Raw genomic sequence first — 17,164 nt, 5'->3', positions numbered from 1 at the left:
CCTCGGCGACACCGACCTCGACGTCCCCGGCGGGCGCGACGTACACGGCCGCACCGGCGAACTCGGGGGCGGGCAGCGCCGCCCGGTCCACCTTGCCGAGCGCGGTGAGCGGCACCTCGTCGAGGACCATGATCACCGACGGCACCATGTACGGCGGCAGCGTCGCCGCGACCGACGCGGTGAGCGCGTCGACGTCCAGGCGGGCCCCGGCGACCGGCTGCACATAGCCGACCAGCGCCAGGTCCCCTGCGGGGCCGGGTCTGCCGACGGTGACGGCGAACGCGACCGATTCGTGCGCGGACAGGGCGGCGTCGATCTCCCCGAGCTCGACCCGGAATCCGCGGACCTGCAGCTGGAAGTCGGAGCGGCCGACGTACACCAGGTCGCCGACAGTGACATTCCCCGTCGCTTCGCTCGCCCCGGCATCCCAGCGCACCACGTCACCGGTGCGGTACATCCGCTCCCCCGGCCCGCCGTACGGGTTCGCGACGAACCGCTCCGCGGTCAGGCCGCGGCGCGCGTGGTAGCCGCGGGCCAGGCCGGCGTTGGTGATGTACAGCTCGCCGGGGGTGCCGACCGGCACCGGACGCATCCGGGCGTCGAGCACCAGCGCGTGCACGCCGCGCATCGGCGCGCCGATCGTGATCGGTGCGCCCGCGCCGAGCGGGTCGGTGATCGTGACGATCACCGTGGCCTCGGTGGGGCCGTACGCGTTCCGCAGTCGGCCACCCCAGCGGGCGGCGAGCTCCGGCGGGCAGACGTCGCCACCGACGACGATCCGCTCGATCAGATCGAGACCGGTGGCGTCGATCGTCTGCACGGCCGTCGGCGCGCCGACGAACAGGGTGATCCGCTGGTCCCGGATGAACGCGGCCAGCTCGGTGCCGCCGTACAGGTCGGTGGGGGCGATGACCATCGTGGCGCCCGCCCCGAACGTGGAGAGCAGCTCACCGACCGCCGCGTCGAAGCTGATCGCCGCGAACTGCAGCACCCGCGACGCGGACGTGGTCCCGTAGAACTCGACGAGGTCGGCGGTCAACGATGCGAGGCCGCGGTGCGGCACCGCGACACCCTTGGGCAGACCGGTGGTGCCGGAGGTGTAGATCAGGTAGGCGAGGTGGTCCACCGACAGCGCGGCGGCCCGGTCGGCGTCGGTCAGCGGCGCCGCCGACTCGGCGGCGACCGCGGTCGCCAGCTCCTCCGAGTCGAGCGCCAGCCAGCCCGCGTCCGGGCGGGCGTCCGCCGGCAGCTCGGAACCCGCTGCCGCGGTGGTCAATCCGACGACCGCACCGGAATCGGTCACCATGTGGGCGATCCGGTCGGTAGGCAGCTTCGGGTCGATCGGGACGTACCCGCCGCCGGCAGCGGCGACCGCCCAGATCGCGACCATCGCGTCGATCGACCGCGGCAGCGCCAGCGCAACCACGGTGTCCGGTCCGACGCCGAGGCGGATCAGGTGCCGCGCCAGCCGGTTCGCGCGCGCGGCCAGCTCCGCGTAGGTGACGTGCTCACCGTCGGCTTCGATCGCGGTCCGGTCGGCGTTCCTGACCGCGCTGTCCGCGAGGATCGCGGCGAGCGTCGTGGGCGCCTCGGCGGCGGGGCCGCGGCGGTCGACGAGCGCGGCCGTCCCCGCCGCGTCCAGCACCGCGAGGTCGCCGACCGGGGTGGTCGGCGCGGCGAGGGCCTCGGCGAGCAGGCGACGCAACTGCTCCCCGATCCGGGCGACGCTGGACTCGTCGAACAGGTCGGTGGCGTAGGTGAACACCGCGTCGGCGCCCGACTCGCCGGTCTCGACGACGGTGAGCATCAGGTCGTACTTCGCCGAGCCGGTCGGCACGTCCAGCGCGTCGACGTCGAGTCCGGCGAGCTCGAACCGGGCCGGCGCGGCGGGCGCGAAGGCCAACGCCACCTGGAACAGCGGCGAGTACGCCGTCGACCGGGGCACGTCGAGGACCTCGACGAGCTGCTCGAACGGGATCTCGGCGTGCTCGAAGGCCGCGAGATCCGCGGTCCGGGTTCGGGCGACGAGCGCGTCGAAGCTCTCGCCGCGGTCCACCACGGTGCGCAGCACGAGGGTGTTGACGAACATGCCGACCAGATCGTCGAGGGCACGCTCGCCGCGGCCGCCGACCGGGGTGCCGACGGCGATGTCGTCGGTGCCGGACAGCTGCGCGAGCAGCGTCGTGTACGCGGCGTGCAGCACCATGAACGGTGTCGCGCCGGTGCGGCGCGCGTAGCCGGTGACCTGTGCATACAGCTCCGCCCCGAGCGCGACCCGGAGGTCGGCGCCGCGGGTGGACTGGGCGTGCGGGCGGGGGCGGTCGGTGGGCAGGTCGAGGCGGTCCGGCAGCCCCGCCAGGGTCTGCCGCCAGTACCCGATCTGGGCGGCAGCGACGGACCGGGTGTCGGCGGCGTCGCCGAGCACGGTGCGCTGCCAGAGGGCGTAGTCCGCGTACTGCACGTCGAGCGGCGCCCACCCGGGCGCCTCGCCGGCGGTGCGGGCGCCGTAGGCAATCATCACGTCCCGGGCCAGCGGTCCCATCGACAGCGCATCACCCGAGATGTGGTGCAGGACAAGGACGAGCACGTGCTCGCCGCGGGCGTCCCCATCGGTGACGCGAAGCAGCCGCGCATGCAGCGGCACCTCGACGGTCACGTCGAAGCCGCGGGTCGCGGCCTCGGCGACGGCGGCGGGCAGGCCCGCCGTGTCCACGTCCACCGCGGTGAGGTCGGGAACCACGCCCGCCGCGGGCACGATCACCTGGTGCGGGCCGGACTCCGAATCCGGGAACATCGTGCGCAGCGACTCGTGCCGCTCGATGACGTCGGCGACCGCGGCCGTCATCGCCGCGACGTCGAGGTCGCCGACGAGGCGGACCGGCAGCGGCAGGTTGTAGGCCGGTGAGGTCGGGTCGTAGCGGTTGAGGAACCACATCCGCTGCTGCGCCAGCGACAGCGGCACCGTCGCGCCGCGGTCCTGACGGGTAAGGGCCGGACGGTCCCTGCGGTCGGACAGCTCCAGCCGCGCGGCGAGCTGCGCGACGGTCGGCGCCTCGAACAGGTCCCGCACGCCGACGCGGACACCGAGCGCCGCGCTCACCTGGGAGACGACCCGGGTCGCGATCAGCGAGTTGCCGCCCGCGTCGAAGAAGCTCTCCAGCGCGCTGATCCGCGGCACGCCGAGCACGTCGGCGAACACGCCCGCGACGACCTCCTCGACCGGGTCGCGCGGCGCGACGTATTCGGCGGCCGCGAGGTCGAACACCGGCTCCGGCAGCGCCTTCCGGTCCAGCTTGCCGCTGCCGTTGAGCGGGAACTCGTCCAGCACCATCACCGCGGCGGGCACCATGTACGACGGCAGCGCCTGCGCGGCGTGCGCGGCCACCTCGTCGCCGACCAGGGTGACGTCCCCGGTGGGCACCACGTAGCCGACCAGCTGATCGCCGGTGTGCGCGTCGCTGCGGACCACAACAACCGACTGGCTGACCCCCGGCGCGGACAGCAGCGCGGCCTCGATCTCGCCGAGCTCGATCCGGTTGCCGCGCACCTTGACCTGGAAATCGGTGCGGCCGATGTACTCCAGGACACCATCGGGCCGGTGACGCACGAGGTCACCGGTGCGGTACATCCGCTCCCCGGCCGCGCCGTAGGGGTCGGCGACGAAGCGGTCCGAGGTGAGGTCGACGCGGCCCTGATAGCCGCGCGCCAGCTGGACGCCCGACAGATAGAGCTCACCCGCGACGCCGACCGGGACCGGCTGCAGGCGCGAATCGAGCACGTAGAGGCGGGTGTTCCACATCGGCACACCGATCGGGACGACGCCCTGGTCGGCGGCGGTGTGCCGCCAGTAGGTGACGGCGAGGGACGCCTCGGCCGGGCCGTACAGGTTGTCCAGCGGCGCGGACGACAGGGCCCGGAACCGTTCCGCCGTCTCGATCGGCAGTGCCTCACCAATCGCGATCACGGCACGCACCGAATCCGGAATGCGCGCAGACGAATTGGACACGAACATCGCGAGCATCGACGGCACGAACTGCACGACGGTGACGCGCTGGTCGACCATCAACTGCGACAGGTACTCGGGGTCGCGGTGCCCGTCGGCGCGGGCGATGACCAGCCGGGCGCCGGTCTGCAGGGTCCAGAAGAACTCCCACACCGACACGTCGAACGTCATCGGGGTCTTGAGCATCACCGCGTCGTCGGTGGTCAACGCGTACTCGTCCTGCATCCAGCGCAGCTGGTTGACCAGGCCGGCGTGCGGCACCGAGATGCCCTTCGGCCTGCCGGTGGAGCCGGAGGTGTAGATCAGGTTCGCCGGATGCTGCGGGCGCAGCGGGGCGATCCGGTCCGCGTCGGTGACCGGGGTGTCGGCGTAGCCTGCGGTGTCGATCTCGTCGATCTGCAGCGCGGGCGCGTCGGCGGGCAGGGCGTCGGCGTCCCGGGAGGTGGTCAGCACGCAGACCGGTGCCGCGGAGTCGAGCACGTAGCCGTTGCGTTCGGCCGGGTGATCCGGGTCCAGCGGCACGTACGCGCCGCCCGCCTTGAGGATCGCGTACATGCCGACGAGCAGGTCGATGGACCGGCGAATCGACAGGCCCACCAACGATTCCGGGCCGACACCCAGACCGATGAGGTGCCGGGCGAGCCGGTTGGCGCGGGCGTCGAACTCCGCGTACGTCAGCTCCTCGCCCTCGAAGGCGAGGGCGACCGCGTCCGGGGTGCGGGCCACCTGCGCGTCGAACAGCGCGGCGAGGGTGTCCTCGCCCGCCGCCACCTCCGGCACCACGTGCGCGGTGTCGTTCCAGGTGTCGAGCACCAGGGCGCGCTCGTCGGCGGACACGAGCGCGATGTCGCCGACCGCGACCGCCGGGTCGGCGGCGACGGCGGCGAGAACGGCGGTCAGCCGGGCCGCGAACGCCTCCGCGGTGGACCGGTCGAACAGGTCGCTCGCGTAGGTGAGGACGACGTCGATGTCGCCGGGAGCACCCTGCGCGTCGGTGGTGTCGGTGACGGTGAGCTGCAGGTCGAACCGGGACAGCCCGGTCTCGAACTCGGCGGGCGCCACCGTCAGTCCGGGCAGTTCCAGTGCGGCGCGGGTGACGTTCTGGAACCACAGCGACACCTGGAACAGCGGGTGGTACGCCGCGGATCGGGTCGGGTTCAGCGCCTCGACGAGCCGCTCGAACGGCACGTCGGTGTGCGTGAACGCGGCGAGGTCGCGTTCCCGTACCCGGCCGAGCAGGTCCGCGAAGGACGCGTTCTCGTCGACCTCGGTGCGCAGCACCAGGGTGCCGACGAACATGCCGACGATGTCGTCGAGGGCGGCCTCGCCGCGGCCGGCGATCGGGGTGCCGACGGCGATGTCCTCGCTGCCGGACAGCCGGGCCAGCAGCACCGACAGGGCCGCGTGCACGACCATGAACAGCGTCGAGTTCGTCTGCCGCGCAACGCCGAGCAGGCGGGCGTGCAGGTCGGCGTCGAGGGTGAACGCGACGTCGCCGCCGCGGTACGACTGCTGCGCCGGGCGCGGCCGGTCGGTGGGCAGCTCCAGCAGGTCGGGCAGGTCCGCGAGCGCGCCGCGCCAGAATTCCAGCTGCCGGGCCGCGAGGGACTGCGGATCGGTCTCGTCGCCGAGCAGCTCGCGCTGCCAGATCGCGAAGTCGCCGTACTGCACGGGCAGCGGCGCCCACGCCGGCGCCTCCCCGGCAGTGCGGGCGGTGTAGGCGACCATCAGGTCGCGGGCCAGCGGCGCCGACGACCAGCCGTCGAAGGCGATGTGGTGCAGGACGAAGACCAGGACGTGGGTGTCGACGCCGTCCGTGTGCGCACTGCCGGTCTGCAGCAGGCGGACCCGCAGCGGCGGCGCGGCGGTCACGTCGAACGGGGCGGTCGCCAACGCGACCACTTCCCGTTCGAGGTCCTGCTCGGCGACCACGGTGACCTCGAGGTCCGCGGCCGCCGCCACCTGCTCGGCGGGCAGCACCACCTGCAGCGGACCGGTGTCCGCGTCCGGGTACACGGTGCGCAGGGTCTCGTGCCGGTCCAGGACGTCGCGCATCGCCGCGCGCAGCGACGGCACGTCCAGGTCGCCGGTGAGCCGGATCGCGAACGGCATGTTGTAGGCGGCCGATTCGGCGTCGAACCGGTTCAGGAACCACATCCGCTGCTGCGCCAGCGACAGCGGCACCTCGGCGTCGTGGACGCGGGCGGTCAGCGCCGGACGATCCGTGCGACGCTCGGCGTGTTCGACACGACCGGCGAGTTCGGCGACGGTCTGGGCCTCGAACAGCGCGGCGACGGCGAGCTGCACGCCGAATGCCTCGTTGATCCGGGAGATCACCCGGATTCCGGCGAGCGAGTTGCCGCCGATGTCGAAGAAGCTCGCGGTGGCGCCGACCCGCTCAATACCGAGCACCTCGGCGACGATCCCGGCGACGATCTCCTCGACCGGAGTGCTCGGCGCCACGTACTGGTCCGAGTGCAGCAGGTCCAGGTCCGGGGCGGGGAGCGCGCGACGATCGACCTTGCCGCTCGCATTGAGCGGCAAGGCATCGAGCGCGACGAACGCCGCCGGGACCATGTAGGTGGGCAGACGTCGGCCGAGCTCCCGCTTGACGTCGGCCGTGTCGAGCCCGGTGCCGACGAGGTAGGCGACCAGCTGGTCGCCTGCGTGGGCATCACTGTGCAACGCGACGACGCACTGGTCGACGCCGTCAAGGGCCAGGAGCGCGGACTCGATCTCGCCGAGCTCGATCCGCTGGCCGCGGAGCTTGACCTGGAAGTCGGAGCGGCCCACGTACACGAGCTCACCGACGCTGTTCCAGCGCACCAGGTCGCCGGTGCGGTACATCCGGGAGCCGTTGTCTCCGAACGGGTTCGCGACGAACCGTGCGGCGGTCTGGTCGACCATCGCACCGTAGCCGCGGCCCACGCCGATGCCCGCGACGTAAAGCTCACCCGTGATCCCCGCGGGTGCCGGTCGCAGCCGCTCATCGAGCACAAACAGGTCGATGCCCGGGACCGGCCGGCCGATCGGCGTGGTGGCACCGTCCGTGGCCGACACGGCCTGGAAGGACACGACGTCGGATGCCTCGGTCGGTCCGTAGCTATTGACGATCCGCACGCCCGCCGCGGTCAGCTCGGAGAACGCCGCCGGACGCAGCGCCTCGCCACCGAGGAACACCACGTCGAGCGATGCGAGGACATCCGCTGTGTCCGCGTCGACTACGGCCTCGAAGGCGCTCGGCGACATGTTCGCCACCCGGACACCGGCGGTCACCGCGGCCAGGATCTCCCGCGGATCGAACTGCTCGGTTGCCAGATGCACGGTGCCGCCGGACGCCAGCGTGGCCCACACGTTCTTCTGGGTCAGGTCGAAGCTCGGCGACGACGCGATCAGCACCCCGTCGCCGACCGCGAGGCTCAGCTCACCGGCGTACCAACGGACGGTGTTCTCGATACCGGCCATCGCGACGATCGTCGGCTTCGGCCGACCGGTCGACCCGGAGGTCGAAATGACGTACCCGGCCCGCGCACCCGCTGCGGGTTCCCGCCAGCGGTCGGGCAGAGCCGCGGTGCCGGTGGCACCGAGCTGATCGATGACCACGACCGGCACGCCGACGTCGTGCTGGGCGGCCCAGTCGCCCCGCGCGACGAGTGCGCGGGCGCCGATGTCGGTCAGCAGCGACTCGACACGGTCCAGCGGCCAACTCGGGTCGACGGGTACGTAGGCCGCACCGGCCTTCCACGCCGCGACCATGCCGACGACCCAGTCCAGGGAGCGCGGCAGCACCAGCGCAACCACCGTGTCCGGGCCGACGCCCTGGGCGACGAGGCGGGCCGCCAGCGACTCCGCGCTGGCGTCGAGCTCGCCGTAGGTGCAGCTCGCGTCGCCGACGACCACCGCTGCGGCGTCGGGGTAAGCCCGGACCTGTCCCGCGATACTCGCCGACAACGACTCCGCTGCCTGCTCCGCCGCCGGCCCGCGGGACCAGGCCAACACCCGCTGTGCTGCGGCCTCGTCCAGCAGCGCGACATCGCCGATCGCGGAAGTGGGATCGGCAAGTACGCCTGCGAGCAGGGTCGTGTACCAGCGGGCGAACCGCTGGACCGTCGACTCGTCGAACAGGTCCGTCGCGTACAGGAACGTGACGTCGTAGCCGCCGCCGGCCTGCTCGCCGACGGTGACCTCGAGGTCGAACTTCGACACCGCGGTCTTGATGCCCTCCGCCGCGACGGTCAGGCCGGGCAGGTCGATGCTGGGGTCGGTGAAGTTCTCGAGCGCGAACTGCACCTGGAACAGCGGCGAATGCGCCGTCGAGCGCACCGGGTTGAGCACCTCGACGAGCCGCTCGAACGGCACGTCGGTGTGCTCGAACGCGGCCAGGTCGCGGCCGCGGACCTGCGCGAGCAGATCCGTGAACGACGCCGCGCCGTCGACCGTGGTCCGCAGCACCAGGGTGTTGACGAACATGCCGACGAGCTCGTCGAGCGCCTTCTCGCCGCGGCCGGCGACGGGGGTGCCGAGGGCGATGTCGGACTCGCCGGAGATCCGGGCGAGCAGCGCCGCGAGCACCGACTGCAGCACCATGAACGGCGTCGAGCGATGCGCGTGCGCGAGGTCGTCGATCGCGCGGCGGGTCTGCGCGTCCAGCGGGAACTGCACGCGAGCACCGATTCCGGACTGCTCCGCCGGGCGCGGGCGGTCCGAGGGCAGGTCGAGAACATCGGGCAGCCCGGCAAGCTCGCCGGTCCAGAAGCCGATCTGCCGCGCGGCCAGCGACTCCGGGTCCCGCTCGTCGCCGAGCAGCTCGCGCTGCCAGATCGCGAAGTCCGGGTACTGCACCGGCAGCGGCGCCCACACCGGCGGCACCGACTGGGTGCGGGAGGTGTAGGCCAGCACCAGGTCCCGCGCCAGCGGCGCCAGCGACCAGCCGTCGGTGGCGATGTGGTGCATCACCAGGGTCAGCACGTGCTGATCGGCATCGAGCTCGAACAGGAAACCGCGGACCGGGATCTCGCGGGTCACATCGAAGCCGGCGGAGCCGAGTTCGAGTGCACGGGAATGCAGTTCGGCCTCGGTGACCGCGATCGGGGTGAGGTCGAGATGCACCTGCGACAGCGGAAGCACCACCTGCTCGGGCCCGTCCACGGTCTCCGAGAACACGGTGCGCAGCGCCTCGTGGCGGCCGAGCACATCCCGCAGCGCCTCCGCCATCGCGGCGGTGTCGAGATGCCCGGACAACCGGATCGCGAGCGGCACGTTGTAGGTGCCCGCCGCCGGGTCGAGGCGGTTGAGGAACCACATCCGCTGCTGCGCCAGCGACAGCGGGATCCGGGCCGGGCGATCCGCCGCGACCAGCGGCAGCCGGTCCGCGGTTCCGGTCGCGGCGTGCTCGGCGCGCAGCGCGAGCGCGCCGACGGTCGGCGCCTCGAACAGGTCCCGGACACCGATCGTGGTGCCGAGGGCGGCGTTCACCCGTGCGGTGACCTTGGTGGCGATCAGCGAGTTGCCGCCGAGGTCGAAGAAGTCGTCGGTCAGGCCCGCGCGCGCGACCCCGAGGACCTCCGCGAACACGTCGGCGACGAGCTCCTCCACCGGGGAGGTGGGCGCGACGTACTCCGTTGTCGTCGAGGCGAATACCGGCGCGGGCAGCGCGCGGCGGTCGAGCTTGCCGACCGGGGTCAGCGGCACCACGTCGAGGACCACGATCGCCGACGGCACCATGTAGGCGGTCAGGGACCGGCCGACGAACTCGGTGAGCTCGGCGGTGTCGATCGTCGCCCCGGGCGCCGGGCGCACATAGGCGACGAGCTGCGTCTGCCCGTGCTCGTTGTCGACGCCGAGGGTGGCCGCGAAGTCCACCGCCGGGTGCGCGGTGAGCGCGGCGTCGATCTCGCCGAGCTCGATCCGGAAACCGCGGACCTTCACCTGGAAGTCGGAGCGGCCGAGGTACTCGACCGTGAGAGCCGTCTCATCCCCCGGCGCCGCCGGGATCCAGCGCACCAGGTCGCCGGTGCGGTACATGCGCTCGCCCGGCGCCGCCGGGTTCGCGACGAACCGTTCGGCGTTCAGCGCGGGCCGGGCATGGTAGCCGCGGGCCAGGCCGACACCGGCGATGTACAGCTCACCGGTCGCGCCGACCGGAACCACCCGCAGCCGCTCGTCGAGCACCAGCAGCTGGGCACCGCGGATCGGGCCGCCGATCGTGATCGTCTGCCCCGGCGCCATCGGGTCGCTGATCGCGGCCATGATCGTGGTCTCGGTCGGGCCGTAGCCGTTGTACAGCCGCCTGCCCGGCGCCCACCTGGCGACGATCTCGGCGGGCACCGCCTCGCCGCCCGCGACCAGGTGCTGCAGGCTGTCGAGCCCGGCCGGGTCCACCGACGCCAGCGCGGACGGGGTGATGAAGGCGTGGGTGACCTGCTCGGCGACGATCAGGTCGTGCAGTTCGGCGCCACCGAACACGGTCGGCGGGGACACCACCAGGGTGGCACCGGAACCGAACGCCATCGTGTACTCGAGCACCGACGCGTCGAAGCTCGGGGACGCGACGTGCAGCACCTTGGACGCGGCGGTGACGCCGTAGCGTTCCCGCTGCTCGACGGCGAAGTTCGCCAGGCCGGTGCGGGTGACGACGACACCCTTCGGCAGGCCCGTCGACCCCGACGTGTAGATCATGTACGCGGGCTGCTCGAGGCGCCCGGCCCCGAGCCGGTCCGCGTCGGTCAGCGGCGCGGCGGACCGGGCCGCGGCCTCCGTCGCGAACTCGTCGGTGTCGACGACCAGCCACTCGGTGCCACCGCCGGGCAGCAGCGCCCGTTCGGCGGCGACGGTGAGACCGATCCGGGCGCCGGAGTCGGTGAGCATGTGCTCGATCCGGTCGAGCGGATAGTTCGGGTCGACCGGGACGAACGCGCCACCGGACTTGAGCACCGCCCACATCGCGACGATCGACTGCAGCGACCGGGTCATCCCCAGTGCAACAAAGGTTTCCGGCCCGACGCCGCGGTCCACGAGGATCCGGGCCATCCGGTTGGACCGCTCGTCGAGCTCCCGGTAGGTCAGTTCCTGCCCGGCGAAGGAGACAGCTGTCCCCTCGGCGTTGTCGGCACACGCCTGCGCGAACAGTTCGAAGCCGCGGTGCACCGGCGTCGCGGGCAGCCCGCGGACCGGCGCGAGCCGCGCCCGCTCCGCGCCGTCGAGGATCTCGATGCCGCCGACCGGCGCCGACGGGTCCGCGACCACGGCGGCGAGGATCCGGGTGAACCGCGCCATCATCCGCAGCACCTCGTCGCGACCGAAGACGGTCGGCAGGAACTTGACGGTGAAGCGCAGCGCCGGGTCCTGCAGCGCCACCAGCGTCAGCGGGTAGTGGGTGGCGTCGTTGACGCCGATGTCCCGCACCCGCATGCCCGCGATGTCGGTGGCCGCGGACAGCGCGTCCCGGTCCACCGGGTACGACTCGAACACGGCGAGGGTGTCGAACAGGGCGCCGAGACCGGCGGTCCGCTGGATGTCCGTCAGGCCCATGTGATGGTGGTCGAGCAGGTCCGCCTGCTCGACCTGCAGCCGCCGCACCAGTTCGGTGATCGGCTCGGCCTCGTCCAGGTGCACCCGCACCGGCAGCGTGTTGATGAACAGGCCGACCATCGTCTCGATGCCGGGCAGCTGCGGGGGACGCCCGGACACGGTGGCACCGAACACCACGTCGGTGCGCCCGGTCAGCCGCGCCAGCAGCACGCCCCAGGCGGCCTGCACAATCGTGTTCGCGGTGACCCCGAGGTCCCGCGCCAACGCGACGACCCCGGCCTCCACGGCGGCGTCGAGGGTGACCTCGACCTCCTCCGGCACCGGCAGCGCCGCGACCGGATGCCCGGACGCGAGCAGCGTCGGCTCCTCCAGCCCGGACAGGGCCCGCGCCCACGCGTCCCGCGACACCTGCGGGTCCTGCCGGTCCAGCCACTCCAGGAACTCCCGGTAGGACCGACCGCGGGTCAGCACCGACCGGTCCCCGGCCACCGCGTACAGCGCGAGCAGGTCCTGCAGGATCAGCGGCAGCGACCAGCCGTCGAGCAGCAGGTGATGGTTCGTGATCGCCAGCCGGTAGCGGTCTGATGCGGTGCGCACCAGCAGCATCCGCACCAGCGGCGGCGCGGCGACGTCGAACCGGGCCACCCGGTCCGCGTCGATCAGCCTGGCGGCCTCCGCGTCTGCGTCGGGGTGCCCGGCCAGGTCGACGAGCGTGAACGGCACCGTCGCGTCGTCGACGACGACCTGCGCCGGGACGCCGGAGTCGTCGTAGACGAACGCGGCCCGCAGGCTCGGATGCTGGTCGACCAGCGCCTGCCCGGCGACCCGCATCCGGTCGGCGTCGACGACGCCGCCGAGGTCGAGGACGATCTGCGCGGTGTACACGTCGACGGACTGGTCGGTCAGCGTCGCGTGGAACAGCAGACCGGACTGCAGCGGTGACAGCGACCAGACGTCGGACAGCGACGGGTAGCGCAGCTCCCAGCCGTCGATCTGCTCCTGCGTCACCGACACCAGCGGCAGGTCCGACGGGGTGCGCCCGCCGGTGTGGTCGGACGCGGCGAGGGCTGCGAGGCCGTCGAGGGCCCGCTGCCACAGCCCGGCCAGTTCGGCGACCGACCGCTCGTCGAGCAGCCCGGCCGCGTACGCGAACGTCGCGGTGAGCCGGACCCCGTCGGCGGCGTCGGCGGCGATCGCGTCGATCGCCAGCGCCGCGGACAGCGGCATGTCCGCGTCCCGGTGCGCGCCGGTGCCGAGCGAATCGCCGTCCGGCATCCAGCCGACGCTGCGCAGTTCGGCGGGGATGTCGCCCGCGGACAGCCTGCCCAGGTAGTTGAACGCGATCTGCGGGCGTGCCCAGCCGCGCATCTGCCCGGCGGTGTCCTCGTTCAGGTAGCGCAGCAGGCCGTACCCGATGCCGTGGTCCGGCACCGAGCGCAACTGCTCCTTGACCCGCTTGATCGCGGCCGCGGCGGCGGGGCCGCCGGTGAGGGCGTCGTCGACGTCGACGTCGCCGAGATCGAGCCGCATCGGGAAGACGCTGGTGAACCAGCCGACCGTCCGGGACAGGTCGGCGCCGGGGACGACGGCCTCCTCGCGGCCGTGCCCCTCGAGGTCGATCAGCGTGGACGCGGCGTCCTGGCCGCGGTCGCGACGCCACGCGGCGACCGCGATCGCGAGACCGGCGAGCAGGGCGTCGTTGACGCCGCCGCGGAACTGGGCGGGCAGCGTCGTCAGCAGCGCCTCGGTGGTTGCGGCGGACAGCTCCACCTCAACCCGCTGCTCGGTGCCCGCGACGTCGACGGCCGGGTCGAGGGCCCGGGCGCCGAGCAGCGGGTCCGGTCCGTCGACGATGCCCCGCCAGCTGTCGAGTTCGGCGATCCGGTCCGGGGCCTGCGCCGCCTCGATCAGGCCGTGCGCCCAGCGGCGCATCGACGTCCCGACCTCGGGCAGCACGGGGGCCGCGCCGGACGCGATCTGCAGCCACGCCATCGCGAAGTCCGGCACCAGCGCACGCCAGGACACCCCGTCGACGGCGAGGTGGTGAATCACCGCGAGCAGTCGGTCGCCGCCGGCGGCACCGGGCGCGCCGGTCAGCCGGACGAACCGGGCCATCACCCCGGCGGCCGGGTCCAGCAGGCCCGCCGCTGCCGCCGTCTCCGCCCCGACCTGGGCGGTGAAGTCGGCGGTGCCGGGCGCGGCGACCGCGGCGACCTCGGCAATCAGGTCGGCGGCCGACACGCTGCCGACCGGCCGGGCAACGAACGCGGCGTCCGGCCCGGCGCCGGTCAGCTGCGCGCGCAGCAGGTCGTGCCGGTCCAGCACCGCCTGCACGGTCGCGACGACCCGATCCTGGGCGGCGTCCTCCGGCAGCACCAGGACCAGCGCCTGCGCGAAGCCGGCGTAGTTGCCCAGGTCCAGCATCGACCGGACGACCGGGGTCAGCGGCAGGTCGCCGACGCCGCCGCCGGGCAGCTCCTCCAGCCGGGCCGGGGCGTCGGCACCGTCGTCGGCGATCCGCGCGACCTCGGCCAGCCCCGCAACGGTGCGGCGTTCGAACACGTCCCGCGCGGTGAACGACAGGCCAGCGGCCTTCGCCCGGGAGACGAGCTGCATCGACACGATGCTGTCGCCGCCGAGTTCGAAGAAGCTGGCGTCGACGCTGACCCGGTCCAGGCCGAGGACCTGCGCGACGATCGCGGCGATCCGGTGCTCGAGGGGGGTGCTCGGGTCCCGGTGCTCGGCCGTCGCGGTGACCAGCTGCGGTTCCGGCAGCGCGGCCCGGTCGAGCTTGCCGTTCACGGTCAGCGGGATCTCGTCGAGGACGACGACGGTGCTCGGCACCATGTACTCGGGCAGCTGCCCGCCCGCGTGCGCGAGCAGCGCTGCGGTGTCGATGTGCTCGCCCTCCACCGGCAGCACGTAGGCGACGAGCAGGCTCTGCCCGGCCGCCCCGGTGCGGACCTGCGTGGTCGCGAAGTCCACCGACGGGTGACCCGCGAGGACGTCGTCGATCTCGCCGAGCTCGATGCGGAAGCCGCGGACCTTCACCTGGAAGTCGGAGCGGCCGACGTAGTCGAGGTCGCCGTCGGCGGTCCACCGGACCACGTCGCCGGTGCGGTACATCCGCTGCCCGGCCGCGCCGTACGGGTTCGCAACGAACCGCTCCGAGCTCAGCGCGGCGCGGCCGTGGTAGCCGCGGGCCAGGCCGGGGTTGGCGATGTACAGCTCGCCCGCCACCCCGATCGGGGTCGGGCGCAGCTGCGCGTCGAGAACGAGGGCGTGCACGCCCCGCATCGGGGCGCCGATCGTGACCGGCATGTCCGGGGTCAGCGGGTCGGTGATCGTGACGATGACGGTGGTCTCGGTGGGGCCGTAGGCGTTGCGCAGCCTGCCGTCCCAGCGGGCCGCCAGCTCCGGCGGAAGCACGTCGCCGCCGGTGACGACGCGGACCAGTTCGTCGAGGCCCTCCGGGTTCAGCGTCTGCACCGCGGGCGGGGTCGAGACCAGGGTGGTGACGTGCTCGGCGGCGAGCACCGCGGCGAGGTCGTCGCCGCCGAGCACCGTCGGCGGGGTGACGACGAGGGTCGCGCCGTGCGCGAACGCGGCGAGCATCTCGCCGAACGCGGCGTCGAAGCTCGGCGACGCGAAGTGCGCGACGCGGGCGTCGGGGGTGACCGAGTAGGTGACCCGCAGGTCCGCGGCCAGTGTGGACAGGCCGAGGTGCGGGACGACGACGCCCTTCGGCCTGCCGGTGGAGCCGGACGTGTAGATGACGTAGGCGGGGTTCGCGGGCCGGATCGGGGCCAGCCGGTCGGCGTCGGTGACGCCGTCGCCGGACTGCGCCGCGCACAGCGCGTGCAGGTCGTCGGAATCCAGGACCAGCCAGTCCACCGAGTCGGGCAGGTCGGCGCGGTGCGCGGCGAGGGTCACGCCCTCGACGATCTGCGAGTCGGTGACCATGTGCGCGATGCGGTCGGCCGGGTAGTTCGGGTCGATCGGCAGGTACGCGCCGCCCGCCTTGGCGATGGCCCACACCGCGAGCACCGATTCGAGGGACCGGGGCGCGGCGAGCGCGACGAAGCTCTCCGGCCCGACGCCGCGGTCGACGAGGACGCGGGCCAGCCGGTTCGCGCGGTCGTCGAGCTCCCGGTACGTCCACTCGGTGCCGTCGAGGGTGACCGCGACCCGGTCGGCGTGCTGCCGCGCGGTCTCGGTGAGGATGTCGGCGAGGACCCGCGGCTCGGTGGCCGCCTCGCCGCGGCGATCGGAGAGCCAGACGACCTCCGCTTCCCCGACGTACTCGAGGTCGGCGACGGTCGCGTCCGGGTCGGCGGCGACGAACCGGGCGAGGAAGTCGAAGAACCGCTCGTGGTGCCGCTCGATCTCCTCGCCGGTGTAGCGGGCCGGGTTGCCGATGAAGTCGATGTGGGTGCTGCCGGTGCCGGTCTCGTACAGGTTCAGCATCAGGTCGTCGACCGGGCCGGACGACAGCACGTGCAGGTGCGAGGTCATCTCGCCGAGGCGCAGGTCGCCGAGGCCCATCATGATGTTGACGACGGGACCGAAGTAGGCCCGCTCCGCGCCATGAACGCCCAGGTCGCGGCGGATGTCCTCGGCGCGGTACCGCTGGTGCCGCAGGGCACCGACGATCTGCACCTGCACGGACTCGACGAGGCTCGCGATCGAGGTGTCGGCGGCGACCGTGACGCGCAACGGCACCACGTTCGACACCATGCCGCCCGCGCGGCGCATCGCCGCGGTGGTGCGGGCGGACACCGGCAGCGACAGCAGGACGTCCTCGGTGCCGGTCATCCGGCCGAAGTAGGCGGCGAACGCGGCGATCGTGGCGGGGGCCAGCGACGGGCCGCCCTCGGTCATCCGGTCGACGGTGCCTGCGGCGAGCGGTGCGCTGGCGACCCGGCTCAGCGCCTGCGGCGGCGCCTGCCGCGGCGCGAAGGTGACCGGTTCGGGCAGGCCCCGCGCGATCTCGCCCCAGTAGCTGCGGTCGGTGTCGAAGCGCGTCGACTGCCGGTACTTGTCCTCGGCCTGGTACAGCTCGAACAGCCCGTCGTTGCGTTCGGCGGGCAGCTCGGCGCCGGCGAGCGCCTCGGTGTACAGCTCGGCCGTCCTGGTCATCAGGGTGATCGCGCCGAGGCCGTCGAGGGCGACGTGGTGGCAGCGGGCATACCAGTAGTGGTGATCGGGGCCGACGGTGATCAGGGCGCAGCGGATCAGCGGGTCGGCGAGCAGGTCCAGCGGCGCGGTGTACTCGAACCGCATCCAGGCCTGCGCGGCGGCGACCGGGTCGGCCTCGGCGGAGAAGTCCAGGCGAATCAGCGACTGGTCGATCGTGCGGTCGACCATCTGGTAGGGGCGTCCGTCGACGTCGAGGATGCGGAGGTAGCCGGATCCCAGTTCCTTGCCGACGACGACGAGGGCGCGCTCGAGCAGGTCGACGTCGAGTGCACCGCGAAGCTCGACGTACTGCGCCATGTTGATCGGCACGTCGGGATTCAGCTGCTGCGAGAGCCACAGTCCGAACTGGGCGGCCGAGAGGGGGAACGCGCCGGCGGGGACACCCACCGTCTCCCCCGCCCGTGCTCCCACGTTCGTCGTCGCCTCGTCCAC

At 73.0% G+C, this 17,164-nt stretch carries 1 protein-coding gene (cut by a window edge); it reads right to left on the bottom strand.

Annotated elements, in window-relative coordinates; genetic code table 11:
* Positions 1-17,164, bottom strand: partial view of a non-ribosomal peptide synthase/polyketide synthase gene (locus ACFWPA_RS14080; RefSeq protein ID WP_378570591.1) — the 5' end (the start) only. 26,255 nt of this gene lie to the left of the window's left edge; 17,164 of the gene's 43,419 nt are visible here — the first part of the coding sequence; the start codon lies at positions 17,162-17,164; its stop codon lies beyond the left edge, outside the window.

The sequence above is a fragment of the Rhodococcus sp. NPDC058505 genome (genome assembly GCF_042720095.1).
GTDB lineage: Bacteria > Actinomycetota > Actinomycetes > Mycobacteriales > Mycobacteriaceae > Rhodococcus_G.
This window is presented reverse-complemented; position numbering and strand designations above follow the sequence as displayed.